Origin of the sequence: Mesorhizobium yinganensis (assembly GCF_040081985.1) — a bacterium.
Taxonomy (GTDB): Bacteria; Pseudomonadota; Alphaproteobacteria; order Rhizobiales; family Rhizobiaceae; genus Kumtagia; species Kumtagia yinganensis.
The window spans coordinates 396018-422433 of the sequence record NZ_JBEBMH010000003.1 but is presented as its reverse complement, the minus strand read 5'-3'; the positions used below and the strand labels follow the sequence as shown (position 1 = coordinate 422433).

General features: G+C 65.5%; 19 protein-coding genes. 12 read left to right on the top strand and 7 right to left on the bottom strand.

Features of this window, described 5'->3' with window-relative positions:
- Positions 1 to 44: 44 nt before the first annotated feature.
- The 7 genes from ABMA59_RS09070 to ABMA59_RS09040 all read right to left on the bottom strand — a co-directional run bounded on the left by ABMA59_RS09070 (position 45) and on the right by ABMA59_RS09040 (position 7282).
- Positions 45 to 665 carry an alpha-ketoglutarate-dependent dioxygenase AlkB family protein gene (locus ABMA59_RS09070; protein ID WP_349005014.1) on the bottom strand — a complete coding sequence of 207 codons (621 nt, stop codon included), beginning with the start codon at positions 663 to 665 and terminating at the stop codon, positions 45 to 47.
- A 159-nt stretch (positions 666 to 824) separates the two neighbouring features.
- Positions 825 to 1343 (bottom strand): peptidoglycan-binding protein LysM, encoded by a 519-nt coding sequence (lysM, locus tag ABMA59_RS09065; RefSeq protein ID WP_349005013.1) that lies wholly within the window; start codon positions 1341 to 1343, stop codon positions 825 to 827.
- A gap of 90 nt (positions 1344 to 1433) precedes the next feature.
- Positions 1434 to 1871 (bottom strand): alternative ribosome rescue aminoacyl-tRNA hydrolase ArfB, encoded by a 438-nt coding sequence (gene arfB / locus ABMA59_RS09060; protein WP_349005012.1) that lies wholly within the window; start codon positions 1869 to 1871, stop codon positions 1434 to 1436.
- 225 nt (positions 1872 to 2096) lie between these two features.
- Positions 2097 to 3707: a phosphoenolpyruvate carboxykinase gene (locus tag ABMA59_RS09055; protein ID WP_349005011.1), complete on the bottom strand. Its 1611-nt coding sequence runs from the start codon at positions 3705 to 3707 to the stop codon at positions 2097 to 2099.
- A 259-nt stretch (positions 3708 to 3966) separates the two neighbouring features.
- Positions 3967 to 5232 (bottom strand): cysteine desulfurase-like protein, encoded by a 1266-nt coding sequence (locus ABMA59_RS09050; protein WP_349005010.1) that lies wholly within the window; start codon positions 5230 to 5232, stop codon positions 3967 to 3969.
- A gap of 20 nt (positions 5233 to 5252) precedes the next feature.
- The gene (locus tag ABMA59_RS09045; RefSeq protein WP_349005009.1) at positions 5253 to 6359 is read right to left on the bottom strand and encodes an aminotransferase class I/II-fold pyridoxal phosphate-dependent enzyme; all 1107 of its coding nucleotides are present in this window, start codon (positions 6357 to 6359) and stop codon (positions 5253 to 5255) included.
- Positions 6360 to 6496: 137 nt separating this feature from the next.
- Positions 6497 to 7282 (bottom strand): SDR family NAD(P)-dependent oxidoreductase, encoded by a 786-nt coding sequence (locus ABMA59_RS09040; RefSeq protein WP_349005008.1) that lies wholly within the window; start codon positions 7280 to 7282, stop codon positions 6497 to 6499.
- Positions 7283 to 7408: 126 nt separating this feature from the next.
- Between ABMA59_RS09040 and ABMA59_RS09035 the strand changes: the two genes are divergently transcribed.
- The 12 genes from ABMA59_RS09035 to addA all read left to right on the top strand — a co-directional run bounded on the left by ABMA59_RS09035 (position 7409) and on the right by addA (position 26377).
- Positions 7409 to 8773: a Xaa-Pro aminopeptidase gene (locus tag ABMA59_RS09035; protein WP_349005007.1), complete on the top strand. Its 1365-nt coding sequence runs from the start codon at positions 7409 to 7411 to the stop codon at positions 8771 to 8773.
- A 340-nt stretch (positions 8774 to 9113) separates the two neighbouring features.
- Positions 9114 to 9815, top strand: coding sequence for a response regulator transcription factor (locus tag ABMA59_RS09030; protein WP_349005006.1), 702 nt, complete (start codon positions 9114 to 9116; stop codon positions 9813 to 9815).
- 20 nt (positions 9816 to 9835) lie between these two features.
- On the top strand, positions 9836 to 11620 hold the full coding sequence (locus tag ABMA59_RS09025; protein ID WP_349005005.1) for a stimulus-sensing domain-containing protein: 1785 nt from the start codon (positions 9836 to 9838) through the stop codon (positions 11618 to 11620).
- A gap of 16 nt (positions 11621 to 11636) precedes the next feature.
- The gene (locus ABMA59_RS09020; RefSeq protein ID WP_349005004.1) at positions 11637 to 12089 is read left to right on the top strand and encodes an HPr kinase/phosphorylase; all 453 of its coding nucleotides are present in this window, start codon (positions 11637 to 11639) and stop codon (positions 12087 to 12089) included.
- Positions 12090 to 12247: 158 nt separating this feature from the next.
- The gene (locus tag ABMA59_RS09015; protein ID WP_349005003.1) at positions 12248 to 12649 is read left to right on the top strand and encodes a PTS sugar transporter subunit IIA; all 402 of its coding nucleotides are present in this window, start codon (positions 12248 to 12250) and stop codon (positions 12647 to 12649) included.
- The gene (locus ABMA59_RS09010) at positions 12649 to 12945 is read left to right on the top strand and encodes an HPr family phosphocarrier protein (protein WP_349005219.1); all 297 of its coding nucleotides are present in this window, start codon (positions 12649 to 12651) and stop codon (positions 12943 to 12945) included. Before ABMA59_RS09015 ends, ABMA59_RS09010 begins: the two co-directional genes overlap by 1 nt.
- Positions 12946 to 13090: 145 nt before the next feature.
- A complete protein-coding gene (ahcY, locus tag ABMA59_RS09005; protein WP_349005002.1) occupies positions 13091 to 14491 on the top strand; it encodes an adenosylhomocysteinase in 1401 nt (466 codons plus the stop codon).
- Positions 14492 to 14684: 193 nt separating this feature from the next.
- The gene (locus tag ABMA59_RS09000) at positions 14685 to 17234 is read left to right on the top strand and encodes a sensor histidine kinase (RefSeq protein WP_349005001.1); all 2550 of its coding nucleotides are present in this window, start codon (positions 14685 to 14687) and stop codon (positions 17232 to 17234) included.
- Between the two features lie 5 nt (positions 17235 to 17239).
- Positions 17240 to 18748: a tRNA (adenosine(37)-N6)-threonylcarbamoyltransferase complex ATPase subunit type 1 TsaE gene (gene tsaE, locus ABMA59_RS08995; RefSeq protein WP_349005000.1), complete on the top strand. Its 1509-nt coding sequence runs from the start codon at positions 17240 to 17242 to the stop codon at positions 18746 to 18748.
- Positions 18745 to 19467: a nucleotidyltransferase family protein gene (locus ABMA59_RS08990; protein ID WP_349004999.1), complete on the top strand. Its 723-nt coding sequence runs from the start codon at positions 18745 to 18747 to the stop codon at positions 19465 to 19467. Before tsaE ends, ABMA59_RS08990 begins: the two co-directional genes overlap by 4 nt.
- A gap of 269 nt (positions 19468 to 19736) precedes the next feature.
- On the top strand, positions 19737 to 22865 hold the full coding sequence (addB, locus tag ABMA59_RS08985; RefSeq protein WP_349004998.1) for a double-strand break repair protein AddB: 3129 nt from the start codon (positions 19737 to 19739) through the stop codon (positions 22863 to 22865).
- Positions 22862 to 26377 carry a double-strand break repair helicase AddA gene (gene addA, locus ABMA59_RS08980; protein WP_349004997.1) on the top strand — a complete coding sequence of 1172 codons (3516 nt, stop codon included), beginning with the start codon at positions 22862 to 22864 and terminating at the stop codon, positions 26375 to 26377. Before addB ends, addA begins: the two co-directional genes overlap by 4 nt.
- Positions 26378 to 26416: the final 39 nt, after the last annotated feature.

Genomic DNA, 26416 nt, shown 5'->3' with positions numbered 1-26416 from the left:
AACCCGACCGCGGATTGCCCTAGCCAGAATAGCTGTAGATTCCGTTACGGCGCGGGCACCGTCACCCGCCGCAGCGTCAGATTGATCCGCCCGCCCTTGGGGAGCAGCATGGAGGTTGCGGGATAAATCCGGTCGACGCCGTGGAAGCAGAGCCGGCCCGCGCCGCCGAGCAACACCACGTCGCCGCTTTCCAGCCGGAACGAGACTGTCGGCCCGTCGCGCGACGGCTGGCCGACGCGGAACAGACAACTGTCGCCAAGCGATATCGAAACCACCGGCGCCTGCAGATCGGCTTCATCACGATCCTGATGCAGACCCATCCTCGCCGTTTCCGAATAGAAGTTGACGAGGCAGGCTTCGGGCGGGTGCGGGTAGTCCGACACCTCGCGCCACAGCGCAAGCAGCATGTCGGGGATGGCGGGCCAGGGCTCGCCGGTTACAGGATGGGTCGCCTGGTAGCGATAGCCGCTTTCCTTGTCGGTGACCCAGCCCAGCGGCCCGCAATTGGTCATGCGCACGCTCATTTCCTTGCCGCTCTTCGGCATGGTCGGCGTGTACAGCGGCGCGGCGCGCACCACATCGCGGATCGCCTCCACGAGGTCTTTCTGCATTTCGTGGCTGAGATAACCCGGCATGTGCCGGACGCCTTTCGGCAGCGCGAGCATGGTCTGTTCCTGTTACGAATGTCGCTCAAAGATATGCGGTATTGGAAACGACATCACACCGATGAGAACGGCCGCGCTTCGCGCGGCCGTCAATCGTAACAGACCTTCAGTTGGAAGCGACCCGCAACCTGCTTCGGGAGGGAACCGGGTTTCGTGAGATCAGGCGGTTTCCGGATCGGGGATACGCAGCACTTGCCCGGGATAGATCTTGTCGGGATGCGTCAGCATCGGCTTGTTGGCCTCGAAGATCACCGTGTTCCTGGCGCCCTTGCCTTTGCCGTACCGCGCCTCGGCGATCTTCCAGAGGTTGTCCCCTTTCTTGACCGTGTAGAACACCGGCTCCTTGGCCGGCGTCGATGCCTTGACCAACTCGGTCAGGTCAGTGGTTTCGAGCTTCAGGCTCGATTCCGGGGCCACGACTTTCAGCTCCTCCGCCTCGACCGAGGAAACGCCCAGCGTGTTGCCGACGGCGATGACCGCCTTTTCGAAGATCGACTGGTCCTTGACCACACCTTTCAGCACGACCGTGTCGCCCTTGACCGAGACGTCGACCTTTTCGGTGCCGAGCTTGTGCGAATCGAGTTCCTTCTTCAGCGCCTCGGCCTTCGCCGCCGCATCGTCCTCGTCGCCGAAGCCCAGCTTCTTGCCGACATTTTTCACGAAGTCGAACATTCCCATCGTGGTGGCACTCCATGGCCGGTTGCGTTGCGCTGACCTTTGCATCGAAAATGCGGAATGAAAAGGCTTGGAGCCGGCGGGCTCCGCCGCTCAGTCGTCGCCGACCTTGCCGCGCAGTTTTTTCACCGTGGAGCGGCCGGCTTTCGACTTCAGCCGCCTTTCGACCGCGCCCTTCGACGGTCTTGTCTTCTTGCGTGGCGGCGGCGGCGGTTCGGCCGCCTTGGCGACCAGCGCGGCGAGCCGCTCGCGTGCATCCGCGCGATTGCGCTCCTGAGTGCGAAACCGGTCCGCCTCGATGACGATGACGCCGTCCTTGGTGGCGCGCTGGCCGGCGAGCGCGATCACCCGATCGCGCACCCGCTCAGGCAGGCTGCGGGCATGCGCGGCGTCGAAGCGCAGTTGCACGGCAGTGGCCACCTTGTTGACGTTCTGCCCGCCGGGACCGGAAGAGCGGATGAAACTCTCCTGCAAATCCTCGGGGTGGATGGCCACGCCGTCCGCTATGGGGATGATCTCGTCCGGGTTCATGCGCCAGACATGGCGCGCCCGCGTCGAAAAGGGAAGAGGCGGCGCGTCTTGACCCTCCCCTCTGAGGGGAGGGTCGCGGAGAAAATCGAGCGTCAGGCGAGGTTTTCGACGCGGGGTGGGGTCGCTGAAGTGCTCAAACCTGAGGTTACCCCACCCCTTCTCGCGAACGTCGCTTCGCTCCGTCTGCTCGCCGACCTCCCCGCAAGGGGGAGGCTAATGTCGGCGCTATTCCGCCGCTTCCCTGAAACGCGGCGCAGCACCCGCCACATGGGTGTCGACATGCGGCTCGAACTTTTCGAAATTGCCGATAAACATCTGGACCATGCGTTTTGCCTGGCGGTCGTAGGCGGCAGCGTCGGCCCAGGTCGAGCGGGGATCGAGAATCCGCGGATCGACGCCCGGCACAGCCACCGGCACGGCAAAGCCGAAATTCGGATCGGTGCGGAACTCGGCCTTGTTCAAAGTGCCGTCGAGCGCGGCGGCGAGCAGGGCGCGCGTCGCCTTGATCGGCATGCGTTTTCCCGTGCCGAAGGCGCCGCCGGTCCAGCCGGTGTTGACCAGCCAGCAATCGGCGCCGTGCCGGGCGATGAGTTCGCGCAGCAGATTGCCGTATTCGGAGGGATGGCGCGGCATGAAGGGGGCGCCGAAGCAGGTGGAAAACGTCGCTTCGGGTTCTTTCACGCCCTTTTCGGTGCCGGCAACCTTGGCGGTGTAGCCGGAAAGGAAGTGATACATCGCCTGTTCCGGCGTCAGCTTGGCGATCGGCGGCATCACGCCGAAGGCGTCGGCAGTCAGCATCACGATGTTCCTGGGATGCCCGGCCCGGCCGGTCGCGCTCGCGTTGGGGATGAAATCGAGCGGATAGGCGCAGCGCGTGTTTTCCGTCAGCGATCCGTCGTCGAAGTTGGGGACGCGGTTGCCGTCCAGCACGACGTTCTCAAGCACCGTGCCGAAGCGCCGGGTGGTGGCGAAGATCTCAGGCTCTGCTTCGGCCGACAGCTTGATCGTCTTGGCGTAGCAGCCGCCCTCGAAGTTGAAGATGCCGTCCGGCCCCCAGCCATGCTCGTCGTCGCCGATCAGTGTGCGCGAGGCGTCGGCCGACAGCGTCGTCTTGCCGGTGCCGGACAGGCCGAAGAACACGGCGGCGTCGCCGGCCGGGCCTTCATTGGCCGAGCAGTGCATCGGCATGACGCCCCGCGCCGGCAGCAGGTAGTTCAGTGCCGTGAACACTGACTTCTTCATTTCGCCGGCGTAGGACGTGCCGCCGATCAGGACGATCATGCGTGTCAGGTCGACGGCGATGACCGTGTCGGTGCGCGTGCCGTGGCGCGTCGGGTCGGCGCGGAACGAAGGCAGGTCGACGATCGTCATCTTCGGCAGGAAGCCGGCCAGCGCCTCGGCGTCCGGCCGGATCAAAAGGTTGCGGATGAACAGCGAGTGCCAGGCATATTCGGTGATGACCCGCGTCGGCAGTTTTTGATGCTCGTCGGCGCCGCCGATCAGATCCTGAACGAACAGGTCTTTCGCTGCGGCATGCGCCAGGAAGTCGGCAAGCAGGGTGTCGAAGTGCGAAGGCTGCATCGCACCGTTGTTATCCCACCAGACATGCGGCTCGGTCGCGGCGTCGCGGACGACAAACTTGTCCTTGGGAGAACGTCCGGTGTGCTGGCCGGTATAGGCCACCAGCGCGCCATCGGCCGTGAGCGTGGCCTCGCCACGGCGGATTGCCTCTTCATAGAGGGTGGCCGCCCGCAGATTGTAATGAACCGTGCCGGACGTCCTTATGCCGAAAGTCTCGATCCCGCAGGCGGGATTGCGCATGCCGATTTCGCCCATCTTCCCCTCGAACTGGTGGGTTGTGCGCCGTCCCGGCAAACGGCCGGGAAATGAAACTGCTGTCGCTCTTGTCTTCGAGCTCAAATTCTCGAAACCAGAAAAATGTAGATATATCAAACCATTAATCGATTTAAAGATTTTGAAATCGTTTAAATCGTTTAAACCGGCGACCACTCTCCCTCATTTGCACACGCCATAGGCAAGCCTTTCGGCCAGTTGCCGATCAATGCATCAGCACGACGTACCGATTACGCATTACTCAGAGTATGCGACGGAGCTTATCGACGACGAAATCCACTTCGCCGACCGTGTTGTAGTGCGCCAGCCCGAGCCGCAGCACACCACCCTTGCCTGCCAGACCAAGCCGGTCGATCGCTTCCACCGCGTAATTGTGGCCGCTCCAGGCAAAGATATTCTGTTCCGCCAGTGCCTCGGCCAGAGCGCGTGGCTCGTGCCGCGGCGTGGTGAAGGAAATCGTCGGCACACGGCGGCCCATCGCCTCCGGCGCGGTGATGCCCTGGATCGTCACCTCTGGCAACTCCCTGAGCCCATCGATCAGCCTTTCGGCAAGCGTCCTCTCATAAGCGAAAAGCATGTCCATCGCCGCCCGCACATCGCGCCGCCGGCCGGAGAAGCCGGCATGGTGGACATGCTGGTCCGCTCCCATCGTCGCACCGATGCCTGCGAAATAATCCACCGCCGCCGTTACGCCGGCCAGCCCTTCATGGCTCTGCGTGCCCGTCTCGAATTTCTCCGGGCCGCTGCTGGCGGCCGGCCGTACCTTATAGGCCTCCAGCTCCGCGAGCAGGTCGGCGCGGCCCCACAAAATGCCCTGGTGGGGCCCGAAGAATTTGTAGGCCGAGCACACCAGGAAATCGCAGCCGATGTCCTGCACGTCGATGCTGCCATGCGGCGCGAACTGCACGGAATCGACATAGACCATTGCACCGGCCTCCTTCGCCATCCGGCTGATCGCCTTGACGTCGTTGATCGTGCCCGTGGCGTTGCTGGCATGGTTGACGGCGACCAGTTTTGTGCGCGGCCCAAGCAGCGCCGCGAGATCGGCGAGATCGAACTCGAATGTCTGCGGATTGAAATCCAGCCACTTGACCGTCAGCCCGAGGTCGCGCGCTAGAAGCAGCCAGGGCGAGACGTTGCCGTCATGGTCCATGCGCGTCAGCACGATCTCGTCGCCGGACGTGAACCGGCGGCCGAGCGAGCGCGACATGGAAAAAGTCAGCGTCGTCATGTTCTGGCCGAACACGATCTCGTCGGGTGAAGCGGCGTTGACGAAATCGGCCATTGCCGCGCGCGCACCGTCGATGATCGCGCCGGCACCGATCGAGCTGGCGAAAGCGCCGCCCAGATTGGCGTTGCTGCGGATCAGGCAGTCGGTCATCCGGTCTATGACGATCTGCGGCACCTGCGTGCCGCCGGGATTGTCGAAATAGATCCGCGCCCGGTTGTCGTCGGTGACGGCCAGCGACGGGAATTGCGACCGGATTTTCTCGATGTCGATAGGCATGATTTGTCTCGTTTATCCGGTCAGGCCGCGTCGCGCAGCGCGGCGGAAATCGCGGCGAGACCGCCGCGCAGTTCCGCTTCAGTCGGCCAGCCGAAACCGACACGAAAGAAGCTCTTTGGCATTTCGAACCAGTGGCCGGGGCCGACATAGGTCCCGTGACGTTCGAGCAGCCGGACATAGAAGGCGTCGAGATCGAAATCCGGGCCGACATTCAGGCGTGGAAAACCGACCACGCCGCCTTCCGGCTTGATCCAGTCGACCAGCGCCTCGCCGTCGATCCAGTCCTGCACGATGTCGCGGCGGCGGGCCATTTCCGGCATGGCGGCACCGAGGAACTGGCCGCGCTGCTCCAGCATGGAGCGCGCGATGCGCTCGTCGATGACGCTGCCGCAGATTCCGATCTGTTCCTTGGCCGCGAGGAAACGCTCGTAGAGTTCGGCGTCGCGGGTCACCAGCCAGCCGATGCGGATGCCGGGGATGCCAAAGGCTTTCGACAGCGATGAGACGCTGATCGCGCTGCGGCTGAGCGAGGCGGCCGCAGGCAGCCGCCGGCCGTAGCTCAGGTCGCGATAGGTCTCGTCGACCAGCAACCGGCAGCCATGGCTTTCCGCTAGCGCGACCAGCCCGGTCAGGTCGGCCTCGCTCATCATCGTGCCGGTCGGATTGTGCGGACAAGTGACGCTGATCAGCCGCGTGTTCGGCCTCAACGCGGCTTCGATCCGTTTCAGGTCGATCGCAAATCCATCGTCGAAGGAAAGATCGATGTAACCGATCTCGCAGCCGATCGCCTTCGGCGTCTCGATGTTGGTGGCGTAATTGGGCCGCACCACGACAAGATGATCCTCGGCCGAAAGCAGGGTCGTCGCGATGATGAACAGCGCGCCGGCGGCGCCCGCTGTCACCAGCACGTCGCTGGGCGACAAGCCTTCGTCCTGCGCGGCAATCAGCTTTCGAAGCTCGGGCTCTCCACGATGTTCGCCGTAGAACAGGGTCAGGTCGGGGAGGGAAAACCCGAAATCCGAGAGTTTTCGGTCGGCGATCGAACTCTCGGACAGGTTGAAGCGGATGCGGTCGTAGCCGTATTCCTCCGGCGCTTCCTTTTCGATCACCATTCTGGCGTAGTTCATCGTCGTCCCCCGGCCGACGCGGCCGAAGGGACCGCGATTTCACGTTCCGTGTTAGCTGGTGCGCTGCCCGCTTCGCAAGCATCGGCACGGGGTCTGGTCCATTGGATTCCCTGGCTGCCGGCCTGTGGCTTCGGCGACTATCGTACGCCGATCGCCGCTGTCAGACCGCCGTCCGCCTTGTAGTCGGCACCGGTGCAGAAGCCGGCCCGGTCCGAGCACAGAAAGGCGATCAACTCCGCCAGTTCTTCGGGCTCACCGATGCGCCCGATCGGATGCGCCTCGCCGAAGCGCCGAAAAGCCGCTTCGATGTCGGCGTCCGGGCCGTCCGAAACTCGAACAGCGTTGGCGAGGATCGGCGTGCGCACCGAGCCTGGGCTGACCGAGTTCACGCGGACGCCGGCACGCGCATGGTCGAGCGCCATGGCGCGGGTCAGCGCGTGGATCGCGCCCTTTGTCGTCGCATAGGCCGCGACATTCTGCTGCGAGGCGAAACCCTGCACCGACGAGACGTTGACGATAGCGCCGCCACCGCGCTTCACCATTTCGGGTATGCCAAAATGCGCGGTGAGATAGATCGAGCCGATATTGACGGCCATCGTCCGGTTCCAGGTCTCGAAGGACGTGTCGAGCACGGTTCCATAGGGATGCACGGCGGCGGCATTGACGATGATGTCCAGCCCCCCGAAGCGCCTCGCCGCTTGCGCTACCGCGTCTTCGACCGCATCGGGCACGGAAACATCGACATGCAGGACGGCCGCCGGGAGCTGCGCCGCGTCGAACATCGCCTGCATCTCGGCATTGGCCTTCTTGTCGATGCCACAGGCGACGATCGCGGCACCTCCGGAAGCCAGCCTTTTCGCCGTCGCCAGCCCTATGCCGGTCGTGCCGGTGACCAGCGCCACCCTTCCTTCGAATTCACCCATCGATCTCCTCCATTTGACCGGCATTCCTCTAGCACAGCGGCCGTCTTCGTCACCTTCTGGCATATCGACGGCAGCATGAAAGCGGGATTTCATAGGAGCATACGATTCCACGGGGAGGAGATGAGAATGGCAGTTGAACTGAGGAAGATCGCGATGCCGGATTTCGGCACGTCCGGCAGCCGGCCCGTGGTCCCGGCATCGACCTATGAGGCGCGCGTCAAGGCAGCCTATGAACGCGCCGGCTGCGACTGGCTGGCCGTCTATGCGGATCGCGAGCATTTCGGCAACATCGTGTTCCTCACGGGTTTCGAGCCGCGTTTCGAGGAGACCTTCCTGCTGCTCGGCCCAAAGGGCGAGCGCGTGCTGCTCACCGGCAACGAGTCGGAGAGTTATGCGCCGCTCGCCGGTTTGCCAGGCCTGACGGTGCTCGTCGCCCAGTCGCTGAGCCTGATGGGGCAGGATCGCACCCGCCATCCGCGCCTCGCCGACCGGCTGCGCGATGCGGGGTTGCGCGCCGGCGACAGCATCGGGCTGGTCGGCTGGAAATATCTGGAGCCGAACGAGGACGAGGACGCGGCGACGGCGTTCTTCGTGCCGGCCGTTCATGTCCGCATGTTCGAACGCCTCGTCGGCCCGGCGGGCGCGGTCCGCGACGTGACGCCAGTTCTGATGCATCCGGAGACCGGTCTGCGCGCCATCATCGACGCCGACCAGATCGCCGCCTTCGAATGGGCGTCGACCCGCGTCTCGCTGGCGCTGTGGCGCATCGTTTCCGGCGTGCGCGAAGGCGACGACGAATTTTCCGCCGCCGCGCGCATGAATTATGCCGGCGATCCGCTCAACGTCCACACCATGCTGTCGTCGGCCGGCCCCGGCGAGACGGTGATCGGCCTGCGCAGTCCGATCGGCCGAAAGCTGACGCGCGGCGACGGCGTCACCACCGCCATCGGCTATTGGGGCGCGCTGTCGTCGCGCGCCGGCCTGTTCGACGCCGGCAACGAAGCCTTCCTGAAGACAGCCTCCGCCTATTTCGAGGGCCTGCTTGCCTGGTACGAAGCCGCCGATATCGGCGTTACCGGCGGGGCGCTGCATGAGGCGGTCGTCGGCAAGCTTGCGCAGGGCGGATTGCGCTCCGCGCTCAACCCGGGCCACCTCACCGGCCACGAGGAATGGATGAACACCCCGGTGCGGCCCGGCTCCACGGAAAGACTCGCCTCCGGCATGCCGTTCCAGGTCGATGTCATCCCGGTGCCGATGCCTGCCGGCTGGACGCTGAACTGCGAGGATCCGGTCACTTTTGCCGACGCGGCGCTGCGCGACGAGCTGAAATCACGCCATCCGTGGTGTTTCGCACGCATCGAGGCCCGTCGCGCCTTCATGCGCGACGAACTCGGCGTGGTGGTGAAGGAAAGCATCCTGCCGCTGTCCTCGACGCCGCTTTGCCTGCCGCCGTTCTGGCTGAAGCCCGACCATCTTCTCGCGCGCGCCTAGGGTAGCCGGCTCGGGCCGACAACGCTGCCATCTGGGGCTGCTCACGGGATCGTGACGCCCTCTTTCGGTTGCCGATTTTTGGTGACGGCTACGGCAGCAAGATGAGCAGCAAAACCGTTAGCTGCCGGGTCTTCGAGCAGTATTCGCGCGGCTGGGACAGACGAAACCGTTGCGCCGTCAACGTGTTGCAAGCCTAGTCGACTTGTCTTGCTGGGGGTTGTGCCGGAAGGCGTGTCGTGACATGGAACGAAAGCCGTGCCACAATTTGTACTCAATTTGTCCGCCAATAGCCTCTTCTTGATGCTGGAAGGGACGCCCGCATATGAGGGAGCCGCTTGAAATGGCAACGATCGCGCTTGTCGACGACGACCGTAATATTCTGACTTCGGTGTCGATCGCACTGGAATCGGAAGGCTATCGCGTAGAGACCTATACGGATGGAGCATCCGCGCTCGAGGGCTTCGCGGCACGGCCGCCGAACCTCGCCATACTCGACATCAAGATGCCGCGCATGGATGGTATGGAACTTCTGCGCCGGCTCCGCCAGAAGACAGACCTGCCGGTGATCTTCCTGACCTCCAAGGACGACGAGATCGACGAGCTTTTCGGCCTCAAGATGGGCGCCGATGACTTCATCCGCAAGCCGTTCTCGCAGCGGCTGCTGGTCGAGCGGGTACGCGCCGTGCTGCGCCGCGCCAGCGCCCGCGAAGCGGCCGCCAAGGCGCCCAGCCAGCAGGCGAAATCGCTGGAGCGCGGCCAGTTGGTCATGGACCAGGAGCGCCACACCTGCACCTGGAAAGGCGAGCCGGTGACGCTCACCGTCACCGAGTTCCTGATCCTGCATTCGCTCGCCCAGCGCCCCGGCGTCGTCAAGAGCCGTGACGCGCTGATGGATTCGGCCTATGATGAGCAGGTCTATGTCGATGATCGCACAATCGACAGCCACATCAAGCGGCTTCGCAAGAAGTTCAAGGCTGTCGATGACGACTTCGAGATGATCGAGACGCTCTACGGCGTGGGCTACCGCTTCCGCGAGGCCTGAGCCGGCAGGACCGGTACGGGATGGCGATAGACTTGCAGCTTGAAAAACCGGCGGTCGCTGTGAAGCGGCCGCGCGGTTTTTTGGGGCGGGCACTGGGCATGGTCACCGTGCCGATGCGCCGCTTCCTCGGCCATCACATCTTTTCCAGCCTGACGCGGCGCATCCTATTTCTCAACCTCGCCGGCCTTGCGGTCCTGGTCGCCGGCATCCTCTATCTCAACACGTTCCGCGACGGGCTGATCGACGCCCGCGTCGAAAGCCTGATGACGCAGGGCGAGATCATCGCCGGCGCCGTCGCATCGTCCGCCACGGTCGAGACCGATTCGATCTCGATCGATCCTGAGAAGCTGCTGGAGCTGCAGGCCGGCGAAAGCTTGGGCCCGGGCAGCGACCAGCTCGACAATCTGGATTTCCCGATCAATCCCGAGCGCGTGGCTCCCCTGCTCAAGCGGCTGATCTCGCCGACACGCACCCGCGCCCGCATCTACGACCGCGACGCCAACCTGCTCTTGGATTCGCGCCATCTCTATTCGCGCGGCCAGATCCTGCGCTACGACCTGCCGCCGGTCGACAACGAAGAACCGGGCGTCCTCGACAGGATCGAGAAGTTCGCCTTCGACCTGTTCCGCGACTCCGAGCTTCCAATCTACCGGGAGCAGCCCGGCGGCAATGGCGCCGCTTACCCCGAGGTCATGAACGCGCTGAGCGGCAGCCCATCCACGGTGGTGCGCGTCAGCGAGAAGGGTGAAGAAATCGTCTCGGTCGCCGTCCCCATCCAACGCTTCCGCGCCGTGCTCGGCGTGCTCATGCTGTCGACCGAGGGCGGCGACATCGACAAGATCGTCGCGGCGGAGCGCAAGGCGATCCTGCGCGTCTTCGGCGTCGCGGCCCTGGTCATGGCGATCCTCTCCATGCTGCTCGCCTCCACCATCGCCAATCCGCTGCGCCGGCTTTCGGCGGCGGCCGTGCGCGTGCGGCGCGGCGTCAAGAGCCGCGAGGAAATCCCGGATTTTTCCGACCGCCAGGACGAGATCGGCAACCTGTCGGTCGCGGTGCGTGGCATGACCAACGCGCTTTATGCGCGCATCGAGGCCATTGAGAGTTTTGCCGCCGACGTGGCTCATGAATTGAAGAACCCGCTGACCTCTCTGCGCAGCGCCGTGGAAACCTTGCCCATCGCCAAGAACGAAGCCTCGCGCGGCCGGCTGATGGAGATCATCCAGCACGACGTGCGCCGCCTGGATCGCCTTATCACCGACATTTCCGATGCCTCGCGGCTCGATGCGGAGCTTGCCCGCGAGGATGCGACACGTGTCGATCTGAAGAAGCTAGTTTCCGATCTTGTATCGGTGGCTCAGGAGGCGACGCGGAACAAGCGCAAGGTGGCGATCGAGTTCAAGGCCGCCAAGCTGCCGCAAGGCGTGAAGAGCTATCACGTGATGGGCCACGACCTTCGCCTCGGCCAGGTCATCACCAATCTGGTCGAGAACGCTCGTTCCTTCGTTCCAGAGGAGCGCGGTCACATCACCGTCACCCTGTCGCGCGCCGGAAAGTTCAACGTGGTCACGGTCGACGACAATGGGCCGGGCATCCGCCCGGATTCCATCGACCGCATCTTCGAGCGCTTCTACACGGACCGGCCCTCCGCGGAGGCGTTCGGACAGAACTCCGGCCTCGGCCTGTCGATCAGCCGCCAGATCGCCGAGGCGCATGGCGGCCGCCTGACGGCCGAGAATATCCCTGGCACCAAGCCCGGCGAGGTCAGGGGCGCGCGGTTCGTCATGACGCTTCCCGCGGAAGGTTAGGATTGCCGCTTCGTCGATGATGGCGTTTCTCCCCAACCTTCACGGCACCGCGATCATCATCGGCGACCGGGGCGTCCTCATCCGAGGCGCATCCGGTTCCGGCAAGACGACGCTGGCGCTGGCGCTGCTGACGGTGTCGAGAAACGCAGGCCGGCACGCCACACTTGTCGCCGACGATCAGGTGCTTGTCGCACCAAGGGAAAACCGTCTCATCTGCCTGGCGCCGCCGCGCATCGCGGGCTTGGTCGAGGTGCGGGGGCTAACCCCGCGGCCTGTCGCGCATGCGCAATCGGCGGTCATCGACTTGCTTGTTTCGCTGGTCGAAGAAACGGATGCGCCGCGCTATTCCGAAGATTGCTGGAGCGAGATCGCGGGCTGCCGGCTGCTTGAACTGATGCTGCCATCACGCAACGTCAACGGTGCTCTCGCCGCGCTCGCGGTCTGTCTTTCGTTGCCTCCATTCGACTAAATGTCAGGCACGACAGCCACGCACTGCGGCAAAATGGCATACCGCACTGCACTTTTGGGCTTGTCAACGCACGCCGGCTGGACAAGATGGCGCTCCCGCCCGGCGGCAGCCAGTGTATGGGAAACGCGTGAAAGGGCGATGACGGGAGCCATGACGGAATGATCGGACTCGTGCTGGTGACGCACGGTCGGTTGGCGGAAGAGTTCCGCAACGCCGTCGAGCATGTCGTCGGAGCGCAGGAAAGCTTCGCGACGGTTTCGATCGGTGCCGACGACGACATGGAGCAACGCCGCAAGGACATCGTCGACGCGGTCGCGCGCACCGACACCGGCGCCGGCGTTATTCTTTTGACCGACATGTTCGGCGGCACGCCGTCCAATCTCGCCATCTCGGTCATGGAGCCGGGGCGCATCGAGGTCATCGCCGGCGTCAACCTGCCGATGCTGATCAAACTCTCCAGCGCGCGCAAGGCTGACGATATGGCCAAGGCGCTCGAACTGGCGCAGCTCGCCGGCCGAAAATACATAAATGTCGCAAGCCAGATGCTGAGCGGTAAATGATGAGCAGCGCGGTGTTGTCCACGGGACCGATCAGCCGCGAACTTCTCATCGTCAACCAGCGTGGTCTTCACGCCCGCGCCTCGGCCAAATTCGTTCAGCTCGCCGCGGGTTTCCAGGCCACCATCGAGGTCGAGAAGGACGGCGTCACGGTTGGTGGCACCTCCATCATGGGCCTGATGATGCTTGCCGCCAGCCCCGGCTGCTGCATCACGGTGACCGCCAGCGGCCCGGACGCCGCCGAAGCGGTCGACGCGCTCGCCAAGCTCGTTTCCGAAAAATTCGGCGAGGAAGCCTGATTCGGTTCGAACGACCGGGCAACATATATCCGTATAAAGATTTCTTTATATCCCGTTGCCGGTCCGCCGGCTTTCTGCTAGTCAGGCGCCCCATCAGGCCCGTTTCGGCACCGTGCCCGGGCCATTTCTGACCGGAGCGCTGACTATGGCGGACAAGAAGGACTACAAGGTCGCCGACCTTGCCCTCGCGGACTGGGGCCGCAAGGAAATCGAGATCGCGGAAACCGAGATGCCGGGCCTGATGGCCAGCCGCGAGGAGTTTGGCGAGGCGAAGCCGCTCAAGGGCGCCCGCATCACCGGCTCGCTGCACATGACCATCCAGACGGCGGTGCTGATCGAGACGCTCAAGGCGCTCGGCGCCGACATCCGCTGGGCTTCCTGCAACATCTTCTCGACCCAGGACCATGCCGCCGCCGCGATCGCCGCCGCCGGCATCCCGGTCTTCGCGGTCAAGGGCGAGACCCTCGAGGATTATTGGGACTACACCGACAAGATTTTCCAGTGGGCCGATGGCGGTCTGTCGAACATGATCCTCGACGACGGCGGCGACGCCACCATGTACATCCTGGTTGGCGCACGCGCCGAGGCGGGCGAGGACGTGCTCTCCAACCCGCAGAGCGAGGAAGAGGAATATTTCGTCGCGCAGATCAAGAAGCGTCTGGCCGCTTCGCCGGGCTTCTTCACCAAGCAGCGCGAGGCGATCCGCGGCGTGACCGAGGAGACGACCACCGGCGTCAATCGCCTGTATCAGTTGCAGAAGAAGGGCCTGCTGCCTTTCCCGGCGATCAACGTCAACGACAGCGTCACCAAGTCCAAGTTCGACAACAAATACGGCTGCAAGGAATCGCTGGTCGACGGCATCCGCCGCGGCACCGACGTGATGATGGCCGGCAAGGTCGCGATCGTCGCCGGTTATGGCGACGTCGGCAAGGGTTCGGCCGCTTCGCTGAAGGGCGCCGGCGCGCGGGTGAAGGTGACGGAAGCCGACCCGATCTGCGCCCTGCAGGCGGCGATGGACGGCTACGAGGTCGTCACCATGGACGACGCGGTCTCGACCGCCGACATCGTGATCACCGCGACCGGCAACAAGGACGTGCTGACGCTCGACCACATGCGCAAGCTGAAGGACATGGCAATCGTCGGCAACATCGGCCACTTCGACAACGAGATCCAGGTCGCGTCGCTGCGCAATCTGAGATGGACCAACGTCAAGCCGCAGGTCGACATGATCTCGTTCCCGGACGGCAAGCGCATGATTCTGCTGTCGGAAGGCCGCCTGCTCAACCTCGGCAACGCCACCGGCCATCCGAGCTTCGTCATGTCGGCTTCCTTCACCAACCAGGTGCTCGCCCAGATGGAGCTTTTCACCAAGCCGGGCCAGTATGAGAACAAGGTCTACGTGCTGCCAAAACACCTCGACGAAAAGGTCGCCCGCCTGCATCTCGACAAGCTCGGCGCGAGGCTCACGGAGCTTTCAGGCGAGCAGGCCTCCTATATTGGGGTCACGCCCCAGGGGCCGTTCAAGCCTGAACACTACAGGTACTGATTTCCGTTAACCAACACACAATATATGGAGCCGGGCGATTGACTTTTCGCCCGGCTTTGTTTTTGCGCGGCAGGCTTCTTCACGTCGATTCGCCGACCCTGTATGTTGACCATGATTCGCGACGCTTACGGTCATTCTGACCGTCGAACCGAGAGGCGGGTTCGGGGCGGCGGGCGGCGGAGAGGAACAGGAAATGCAGGGGGCAGACCCGCATCAGGCGGGGAAGGCCGGAACGGGCCTGTCGAGGGATTCGAAGGCTGACGGCGCTGTCAGGCGGCGTGGCCGTTTCCGTCTCGGCCGGACGCTACCGACGCTGCTCGGCGCCACCGCGATGTCGGCGGCGCTGCCTTTGATGCCGGCATTGGCGCAATCCGAAGGTGTGAGGTTCTCCGTAAACACGGTGGAGGTCATTCAGCTTGCGGTTTTCGTCGGCGTCATGGGCGCCGCGTTGATCTCGGCGATCGTGATGATCCGGGAACGCGCCCGCACCGCCGCCGAAAACACCGAATTGCGTGCCCGCGTCGCCGACCTCAATGCCTCGGTGCAGCGCTCGGACGCTTTGCTCAACCTGCGCGACCAGCGCCTCGTGGTCTGGGCCAGCGACCGCCAGAAGACGGATCTCGTCGGCGCTCTTCCGGCCGAGACCGGCGCCCCCGACGACCGCGCGGCCTTCCTGGCCTTCGGCCGCTGGCTGATGCCGCGCTCCGCCGCGGCGCTCGACCATGCCATCATCGCGCTGCGCGAGAAGGCTATACCCTTCGACCTCACCGCCGAGACCAACACCGGCGTGCCGCTTGAAGTGCAGGGCCGTAAGACCGCCTCGCATGTCATCGTCCGTTTCACCAGCCTGTCGGAGAATTTGCGCGTTCAGGCGCGGCTGCGGTTGGAGAACCAGCGGCTGGCCGCCGACTACGACATCATGATCGGCCTGCTCGACGCGCTGAAGATGCCGTTTTGGCTGCGCTCCGCCGACGGTCGGCTGAAATGGGTGAACCGCGCCTACGCCGAGGCGGTCGAAAGCCCGAGCGGCGGCGACGCGGCCCGCGACAACAAGGAATTTCTTGGTACGATCGCCCGCGAATCCATGGCCGCGCATCACCAGAAGAACCGCGTCTTCGACCAGACGGTCTCCACCGTCGTGGCAGGCGACCGCCGTGTCTTCGCCGTCACCGATTTTTCCGCCGGGGAAGGCTCGGCGGGCCTCGCCGCCGACGTCAGCGCGGTGCAGACGGTGCGCGAGGAGTTCGAGCGCACGGTACGCAGCCACGCCGACACGCTCGACCAGCTCACCACCGCCGTCGCCATCTTCGACACCAAGGAGAAACTGCGCTTCTTCAACCAGGCGTTCCAGAAGCTGTGGGGTTTGGAAGCCAACTTCCTTGAAAGCGCGCCCGACAATGCGCTGCTGCTCGACCGCCTGCGCAGCGACGGCAAGATCGCCGAGCAGCCGGAATGGCGGCGCTGGAAGGAAAACCTGCTCGACGCCTACCGCGCCGTCGATTCGCAGGAACATTGGTGGCACCTGCCCGATGGCCGTACCATCCGCGTCGTCGCCAATCCGCAGCGCAATGGCGGCGTCACCTGGATCTTCGAGAACCTGACCGAACGCATGAATCTCGAGAGCCGCTACAACACGGCGGTGCGCGTCCAGGGCGAGACGCTCGACAATCTGGCGGAGGGCGTCGCGGTGTTCGGGCCTGACGGCCGCATCCGGCTTGCCAATCCCGCCTTCACCGCCCTGTGGAAGCTGCCGGCTGACCTCGTCGCGCAGAAGATGCACATTTCCGCCGTCCAGGTCTGGTGCGACGCGCTCGCCGTCGCCAGCCCATGGGGCGAGTTCTCCTCTGCCGTCACCGGCTTCGACGATGAGCGCCGCGACCGCCACGGCCAGGCCGAGCTGAAAAGCGGCATCGTGGTGCGCTACGCCATCATCCACCTGCCCAACGGCCAGGTGATGATGACTTTTGTCGACGTCACCGACAGCGTGAAGGTCGAACGCGCTCTGCTCGAGAAGAACGACGCGCTGCAAAAGGCCGACCAGCTCAAGAACGATTTTGTCCAGCACGTTTCCTACGAGCTGCGCTCGCCGCTCACCAACATCATCGGTTTCACCGAGCTGCTGTCGCTGCCGGCCACCGGCCCGCTCTCGCCGCGCCAGCTCGAATATGTCGGCCACATCGGCTCCTCCTCCGCCGTGCTGCTGACGGTGGTCAACGACATCCTCGACCTTGCCACCGTCGACGCGGGCATCATTCAGCTCGAGATCTCCGAAGTGCGGGTCGAGCGCACCGTGGCCGCCGCCGCCGAACTCATCGCCGACAGGCTGGAGGAACATTCCATCAAGCTGGCGATCGATACCGCCCGCGCGCCGGCCAGCTTCCACGGCGATGAGACCCGGGTCCGCCAGATCCTTTACAACCTGCTCAGCAACGCCGTGAACTATGCCCCGGAGGCAAGCACGATCACGCTCGCCTGCCGCCGCACCGACGCCGGCGTCGAGTTTTCCGTGCATGACGACGGGCCGGGCATGGCACCCGAAATCCTCGACACGGTGTTCCGCCGCTTCGAGCCGCGCATCAATGGCGGGCGCCGGCGCGGGGCTGGCCTCGGCCTTTCCATCGTCAAGAGTTTCGTCGAGCTGCACGGCGGCACGGTGCGTATCGAGACGGGAGCGGGGGCCGGCACCACGGTGCTCTGCCTGTTCCCTTTCGTGCCTTCGGGCGTCCGCGCCGCGGCTGAATGACGGTAATGGCCAGCGCTGCGATCGAACGGTTCCTGCCGGACGAAGCCGCGACGGGACGGCTTGGCGAGGACCTTGCGCTGGCGCTTCGCCCCGGCGACGTGCTGGCGCTGTCAGGCGATCTCGGCGCTGGCAAGTCCGCACTTGCCCGCGCCCTGGTCCGCGCCAATGCCGGCGCGCCCGACCTCGAAGTGCCGAGCCCGACCTTCACGCTCGTGCAGACCTATGACGGCCGCGTGCCTGTCGCTCATTTCGACCTTTACCGTCTCGGTTCGCCCTCCGAGCTCGACGAGCTTGGCCTCGACGAGGCGCTGGCCGAAGGGGTTGTGGTCATCGAATGGCCGGATCGCGCGGGCGGCCGCCTGCCGGCGACAGCGATTTCGATCGTGCTATCGCATGAAGGCGACGGTCGGCGCGCCGTGATGTCCGGCGCAGGTCCGGCCTTCGACCGGGTGGCGCGCTCCCTTGCGATCCGCGATTTCCTCGGTACTGCCGGCTCTGGCGAGGCAAGGCGCGTTCCTTTCCCCGGCGATGCCTCGGCGCGCGCCTACGAGACGATCCACGCGGAAAACCAGCCGCCGCGCGTGCTGATGAATTCGCCGCGCCTGGTCCTCGGCCCGCCGGTGAAGGACGCAAAACCCTATGCCGTCATCGCCCACACCGCGCAGACGGTCGCCGCCTTCGTCGCCATGGCCCGCGCCCTTCGCGAGCGCGGCGTCGCAGCACCTGAGGTGCTGGCCTCCGACCTCGACCGGGGTTTCTTGCTGCTGGAACATCTCGGCTCCGGCAATTTCCTCGACGCGGAGGGCCGGCCTGCCGCCGAACGATATGCCGCCGCCGGCGCCTTGCTCGCGACGCTGCATGGCCAACCCTGGCCCGAGCGGCTGGAGGTGGCGCCAGGCGTCGTCCACGACGTTCCGCCTTTCGACCGCGATGCCCTGATGATCGAGGTCGAGCTTTTGCTCGACTGGTACGTTCCCTGGAAGACGGGCAGCCCGGCCAATGCCTCCCTCCGGACAGCCTTTGCCGATGCGTGGAACGCGGTGTTCGACCGTCTCGACCGCACCGAGCGCGGCATCGTTCTGCGCGACTATCATTCGCCCAACATCGTCTGGCGGCCCGAGCGGGAAGGTTTCGACCGGCTGGGCATACTCGACTTCCAGGATGCGATGATCGGCGCCTCGGCCTATGACGTCGCCTCGCTCGCCATGGACGCCCGCGTCACCGTGCCGGAGGAGATCGAGCGCTCGACGGTCGCCGCCTATGTCGCTGCGCGCCACGCGGCGGGAGGTTTCGACGAGGAAAAGTTTCGCGAGGCCTATGCCATCACCGCCGCGCAGCGGAACACGAAAATCCTCGGCATCTTCGTGCGCCTCGACAGGCGCGACGGCAAGCCGGCCTATCTCAGGCATCTGCCGCGCATCCGCGCCTATCTCAGCCGCGCGCTCGTCCATCCCGCGCTGGCGCCGGTCGCCGAGCTTTATGCGCGCCACGGCCTGCTTTCGGAGGACGAATGATGGCCGCGCCGAAGACAGCCATGGTTCTGGCCGCCGGCCTCGGCATGCGTATGCGGCCGATCACCGACAACCTTCCGAAGCCCCTGGTGAAGATCGCGGGAAAAACGCTGCTCGACTGGGGTCTCGACAGCCTTGCAGAGGCTGGCGTCGAGACGGCCGTCGTCAACGTCCATTACCTGCCGGACCAGATCGTCGCGCATGTCGCGTCGCGGAAAGAGCCGAAGGTTTTGATCTCCGACGAGCGCGACGGCCTGCTGGATTCGGCGGGCGGGATCGTCAAGGCGCTAAAAGCGCTCGGGACGGAGCCGTTCTTTATCCTCAACGCCGACACGTTCTGGATCGATCGCGGCGAGCCCAACCTGACGCGCCTGGCCGACGCATGGGACCACGATCGCATGGACATTCTGATCATGCTGTCGGACCTTGCCTCCGCCACCGGCCACAGCGGCGGCGTCGATTTCCTGCGCGACGCCGACGGCCGGCTGAAGCGTGCAGCGGGCGCTGCCGAGGGTTTCATCTATGCGGGTGCCGCGATCGTTCACCCAAGACTATTTGCCGGCAAACCAGTCGAAAAATCTTCGCTCAACCGCTATTTCGACGAAGCGATTTCCGCCGGCCGTTTGTTCGGCCTGCCTCTGGAGGGAAGCTGGATCACGGTCGGCACCCCGGATGCGATCGCGCCGGCGGAAGCGGCGGTAGCGAAGGCGGGAAAAGAATAGCGCCACGGCCTCAAAATCCGCCGGACACTTTGAGGCGGCACCATACTACGGCTAAACTGCAATTCTCTGAGGTCGGATCATCTTCCGCAGCATGGACCGCTGATGCCCTTCGTTGCCCCCCTCTGTCCTGCCGGACATCTCCCCCGCAAGGGCGGGGCAATCACGTATGACAAGGGGCGGGCAAATCGCGCGGCTCGTACCCCCACCCCTAGCCCCTCCCCCTTGTGGGGTGGGGTCAGGGGTGGGGATGAACTCGCATGCGAGGGCCGATGACCGCCCGCGAAAACCCCCGCGTTCTTTCCATTCCGCCCGGCGCGCCGTTCCTGCCGGCGCTTGCAACGGCGCTAACTGAAGGGCGGCTCATCCCGGATTTCCGCCCGGGGGGTGATCCGCTGGCGCTCGCCGACGTCACGATTTACTTGCCCACCCGCCGCGCCGCGCGCGAACTGCGCACCGTCTTTGTCGAGCGCGCCGGCGGCCGGTCGGCCATCCTGCCCACGGTGCGTCCGCTCGGCGAGTTCGACGAGGACGGCGCGTCTTTCTTCGATGCCGACTCCGCCGCGCTCGATCTTCCCCCGCCGATCTCTTCGGTCGACCGCCTGCTGCTGCTTGCCCCCCTGGTACAGCGCTGGAAGAAGAACCTGCCGGCCCATGTCGCGGCAAAATTCGAGGAAGAGGTCGTCGTGCCCGCCTCCGCCGCCGATTCGATCTGGCTGGCCCGCGATCTTGCCGCGCTCATCGACGAGGTGGAAACCGAGCACGCCGAGTGGTCAAAGCTTGGCGATCTGGTCGGCGGCGAGCTTGCCGGCTGGTGGCAGGTGACGCTTGATTTCCTCGCCATCGTCACCGCGCACTGGCCGCATATTCTGGCGAGCCGCCAGCGTTCCAATCCGGCCGCGCATCGCAACGCGCTGATCCTTGCCGAGGCGGCGCGGCTGAAGGCGAACCCGCCGGCAGGTCCGGTCATCGCCGCCGGCTCCACCGGCTCTATCCCAGCAACCGCCGAGCTGCTTGCGCAGATCGCCCGCCTGCCGCGCGGCGCGGTCGTCCTGCCGGGCCTGGATAGCGCGATGGATGAGCACTCCTGGAACGTGCTGGCCGACCTTGCGCCCGAGCCCGCCGTGCTTGGCCATCCGCAATTCGGCCTGGCAAAACTATTGCGGCGCATCGGCGTTATGCGCGCCGATGTCGAGGAGGTCGCGGCAGCGCCGCCCGCTCTTGCCCGGCGCGGCCTGATCATCGGCGAGGCGTTTCGCCCGGCGGACACGACGGATGCCTGGTCGCGGCGCCGCGCCGATTTTGCCGATACTGATATGGCAGATGCCTTTTCCAATGTGACATTGATCGAGGCGCCCAACGAGCGGGACGAGGCGGTGGCCATCGCCATCGCCTTGCGCCGCGCCGTCGAGACGCCGGATCGAACCGCGGCGCTGGTGACGGGCGATCGCGATCTCGCGCGCCGCGTCTCGGCCGAACTGCTGCGCTTCGGCATTCGTGCCGACGATTCCGGCGGCATGCCGCTGTCCGGCACGGTACCGGCCGCCTTGCTGGTGCTGATGCTGCGCGCCGTCTTCCAGCCCGGCGACCCCGTGCCGGTTCTGGCGCTGCTCAAGCATCCGCTGCTGTCGCTCGGCCTCGGTCGTGCAGAAGTGCGCCGCGCCGCCGAAATCATAGAGCTTGTCGGCCTTCGCGGCGGTTACGGCCGCCCCGATATTTCAGGCCTCCCCGAACTGTTCGACGAAAGGCTGGCCGACCTTGCCAGCGACCGGCGCGCGCCTTTCTGGTTCTCACGGATTTCGGCGGGCGAAATCGAGAGCGGGCGGGCCGTCGCTGCCGCCCTCAATCTAGCGCTGGCGCCGCTTGCCGCGACGATGCAGCGCGACGAGGTCGAACTGTCCGACATCCTTCGGACCTCGGTCATGGCGCTCGAAACTCTCGGCCGCGATGCCGATGGCGGGCTGGACGCTCTTTATGCCGGCGACGCCGGCGAGAAGCTGGCGGAATTTCTGCGCGGGCTGGTGTCGGCGGATGCCGCCTTCCCGTTCGCGCCGCGCGAATGGCCGGATGTGTTCGATGCGCTGATCGGTCCCGAGGTGGTCAAGCCCGCTTCGGGATCTGACAGCCGCGTCTCGATCTGGGGTGCGCTGGAGGCGCGGCTGCTGTCGCCCGACACGTTGGTGGTCGGCGGGCTGAACGAGGGCATCTGGCCGCGCAAGGCCGTGTCCGATCGTTTCATGTCGCGCGTCATGAAAGGCGGGCTCGACCTTGAACCGCCGGAGCGCCGCATCGGCCAATCCGCCCATGATTTCCAGATGGCGCTTGGCGTCGAAAAGCTCGTGCTCACCCGCTCCGCCCGCTCTGGCGATTCGCCGGCGGTGGCCTCGCGCTGGCTGCAGCGCATCCTCACCTTTGCCGGGCCGGAAGAGGCGGCGCGGCTGAAGGCGCGCGGCGCCGACCTGCTTGCCTGGGCGCGCATGCTGGACGCGCGTGGGGAGGATGAACTGGCGGCACGGCCGAATCCGAAACCGCCGGTGGACTCCAGGCCCAGGCATTTTTCGGTCACCGAGATCGAGACGCTGCGCCGCGATCCCTATGCGATCTACGCCCGCCGCATCCTCGACCTTTTTGCCATCGACCCGCTGGTGCGTGATCCCGGTGCCGCCGAACGCGGCACGCTGTTCCACGAGATCCTGCATCGCTTCTCCGCGTCCGGCATCGATCCGGCTTCGCCGGACGCACTCGATAGGCTTCTTGCCGCCGGCCGCGAATGTTTCGCCGAATTCGATCTGCCGGAAGATGTCGCTGCCGTCTGGTGGCCGCGCTTCGAGCGGCTGGCAGTGAACATCATCGAATGGGAGGCGGGCCGCGCCCAAAATGTCCTGTCGCGCCTGCCGGAGGCCCGCGCCGCGCGCACGCCGGTCGGCCGCACCGGCGTGACGTTGTCCGGCTACGCCGACCGCGTCGATCTTTTGCCGGCAAATATGGTCGACATTCTCGATTACAAGACGGGCTCGTCGCCGTCAAAGATCCAGGCACACCGGCTGATCGCGCCGCAACTGCCGCTGGAGGCGGCGCTGCTCCGGCGTGGCGCCTTCGCCGATATCGGCCAGCGCGAGCCGGCCGACCTCGTCTATATCCGCCTGAAGGCCAATGGTGAGGTCGTGCCGGAATCCATCCTCAGCATCAAAGGCAGCGACCGCTCCGCCGCCGATCTCGCCGAAGATTCCTGGGAGCGACTGGAACGCCTGCTCGACCATTATGCGCTTGCCTCGACCGGCTATCTGTCGCGGGCGCTGCCGTTCCGCGAGGGCGATATGGACGGCGACTACGATCACCTCGCCCGCGTGCTCGAATGGTCGGCCGGCGGCGAGGATGCGGCGGAGGGCGGCGACGCATGAAACGCCAATACCCCGTCCCCGAAGCCACGAAACGCTTCCAGGCGACCGCCTCCGACCCGCGCCATTCGGCATGGGTGTCGGCCAATGCCGGCTCGGGCAAGACGCATGTGCTGTCGCAGCGTGTCATCCGCCTGCTGCTGGAGGACACCGATCCGTCGCGCATCCTCTGTCTGACCTATACGCGCGCGGCCGCCGCCAACATGTCGAACCGCGTCTTCTCGACCCTGTCCGAGTGGACCATGCTCGGCGACGACGCGCTGGCGGAAAAAGTCGAGGAGATCGAGGACGAGAGGCCGGGCCGCGAAAAGCTCGCGCGTGCCCGAAAACTCTTTGCCCGCGCGCTGGAAACGCCGGGAGGACTGAAGATCCAGACAATCCACGCCTTCTGCGAATCGGTGCTGCACCAGTTCCCGCTGGAAGCCAACATCGCCGCGCATTTCGAGATGCTCGACCCGCTGATGGAGGAGGCGCTGTTCGGCGCGGCCCGCCGCGAACTGCTCACCGGTGCGATGGGCGCCGATGCGCCGCCTCTCGAGGAAGCCTTCGCCTGGGTGTTGGAGCGCGGCGGCGAGGCCGGGCTCGACGCGCTGCTGACGGAGATCCTGCGCAACCGCGACGGCCTGCGCCGTTTCATAGACGCCGTCGCGATCGACGATCCGCCCTATGCCGGCCTGTTCGCGGAATTTGGTTTCGAGCCGGGCGCGAGCGCCGCTTCGGTGGCCGAGGCGGTCTGGCCGCTTCCAGGTTTTCCACCGGCCTATCTCAGGACCTATGCCGAGGCGGCCGAAACCGCTGATGCGCGGAACCCGCTGAAATACATCATTCCAGACGCGATACTGGCTTATGCAGAATCCGATCCGGAACGACGATTGACTTTGCTTGCCAGAGCTTTTCTGAAGGCCGATGGCGAGCCATACGGTGCGACCGGTATCGCCAACAAGGCATTGCGCAACCGACTGCCCGATATTGACGAATGCTACGGCCAAGCAAGTGCCACTCTCATCGCCGCCATGGATCGCCTTGCCCATCTGCGCATGGTCGAAAACACCCGCGCCGCGCTCACCATCGCCGACTGGCTGATCGGCCGCTACGAGCAGCTCAAGACCGGCCGCGGCTTCCTCGACTTCAACGATCTGATCACCCGCACCGTGCGCCTGCTCGCCCGCCAGGATGCCGGCCCCTGGGTGCTCTACAAGCTCGACAAGGGTATCGATCATATCCTCATCGACGAGGCGCAGGACACCAGCCCCGACCAGTGGAGCGTTGTGCGCCGCCTGGCGGAAGAGTTTTTTGCCGGCGCAGGCGCCCGCGACAATGTCCGCCGCACGGTCTTCGCGGTAGGCGACGAAAAACAGTCGATCTATTCCTTCCAGGGCGCGGCCCCCGAAGCCTTCGCCGAAAGCGGCTTCGCTTTTTCGCAGAAGGTGCGGGACGCCGAGGGCAGGTTCGAGCACGTCAAGCTGACGCTCTCCTTCCGCTCGACGGACGACGTGCTCGGCGCCGTCGACCGCGTCTTCGCGACTGAGACGGCGCGGCGCGGCCTCACCTTCGCCGGCGATCCCGTGGAGCACGCCGCCATCCGCGCCGGCGCGCCGGGTTATGTCGAGGTCTGGCCGTCGCTCGGCGCAGATACGGTCGAGGAGCCGGACGACTGGACGGAAGCCATCGACCACGCGACCGCGCCGGCCGTGCGGCTGGCCGAGACCATCGCAAGGACCGTCGGCCAATGGCTGAAATCCGGCGAAATCATCGAGGGGAGCGGCAAGCGGCTCGGCCCCGGCGACGTGCTGGTGCTGGTGCGCAAGCGCGGCAGCTTCGTCAATGCGCTGGCCAAGAGCCTGAAGGACAGGCACATCCCGGTTGCCGGCGCCGACCGCCTCAGCCTGCCGGCGCACATCGCCGTCAAGGACATGATCGCGCTCGGCCGCTTCGTGCTGCAGCCGGAGGACGATCTGTCGCTCGCCGCGGTCCTGAAAAGCCCGGTCTTCGGCCTTTCCGAGGACGCGCTGTTCTCGCTGGCAGCCGGCCGGCCTGAAGGCACCTCGCTGTTCGAAATCGTTAAAGATCGTTCCGCATCCGATTCGATGCTTGCGAACATTGCAAAAAACCTCGACCGCTGGGCCAATGAAGCGGCCTTCCGCCGGCCTTTCGAGTTTTATTCCGGCGTTCTCGGCCGCGACGGAATCCGTGGAAAAATGATCGCGCGGCTCGGCCAAGAGGCCGGCGACATTCTCGACGAGTTCCTGAATTTCACCCTGGCGCAGGAAAAGACCGGCCTGCCCGGCCTCGAAACCTTCCTCGCCACGCTGCAGTCGGCTGCGCCCGAGATCAAGCGCGAGATGGACCAGACGCGCGACGAGGTGCGCATCATGACAGTCCACGCCGCCAAGGGCCTGGAGGCGCCGGTGGTGTTCCTGGTCGACGGCGGTTCGCAGCCTTTCAGCACGCAGCACCTGCCGCGGCTGATCCCGTTCGCGCCCAAGGGCGAGCTTGCCGGCACGCCCGGCTATCTCTGGCGCGCGCCCGGCGAGACGCCGGCAGGCTTTGCCCGCCAGATCGAGGCCGGCATCGGCACGCGCGCCGACGATGAATATCGCCGCCTGCTTTATGTCGGCATGACCCGTGCCGAGGACCGGCTGGTCGTCTGCGGCTTTCATGGCCGCCGCCCGCCGCCGCCCACGACCTGGCATTCGCTGGTCTCCGCGGCCCTCTCGGGCGCGGCGGAAACCGCCGAGATCGACCATCTCGTCGCCGGAAAGGTTTTCCGCTTCCGCCTCAATCAGGGCGCCGGCTTCCATCCCGGCACGCCGGAGACACGGGATGCCCCGCCGGCCTCGCCGTTCCCGCAAAGCCTGCTCACGCCGCTGCCGCCGGCGAAAACCCTGCCGCGTCCGCTGGCGCCTTCGGGCGCGTCGTCATTGCTGATCGAGACGGAACCAGCCGTCGTGTCGGGCCGCTCGCCGGTGCTCGATGCCGAGGACGAACCCGGTTTCGCGGTGGCGCGCGGCATCGTGCTGCACAAGCTGCTCCAGGTCCTGCCCGGCATCGCCGAGGCGGAACGCGGGCCGGCGGCCCGGCGCTATCTCGACCGCGCCGCCGGCGAATGGCCAGCCACGGAGCGCGACGGCGCGCTGGCGTCGGTGCTTGCAATTCTCGAATCGGAAAAATTCCGTCCGCTGTTTTCGGCGGGGTCGCGTGCCGAGGTGGCGCTGATGGGCCATGTCGAACTGCGCGGCGAAAAACGCGCCGTCTCCGGCAAGATCGACCGGCTGGCGGTGACGGAGCGCGAGGTGCTGATCGTCGACTACAAGACCAACCGTCCCGCGCCGGCCGGGCTCGCGGCCGTGCCGCCAGCCTATGTCGCGCAGCTTGCGCTGTACCGCGCCCTGCTCCAACCGGTCTATCCGGACAAGACAGTCTCCGCCGCCCTGCTTTTTACCGAGGCGCCTCGCCTCGTCGCCCTGCCGGCCGCGGCCATGGACGAAGCCCTTGTCCGACTCACCAAGGCGTGAAACAAGCAGTGCTTGACTGGCGGCGCGTGAGCCACCACA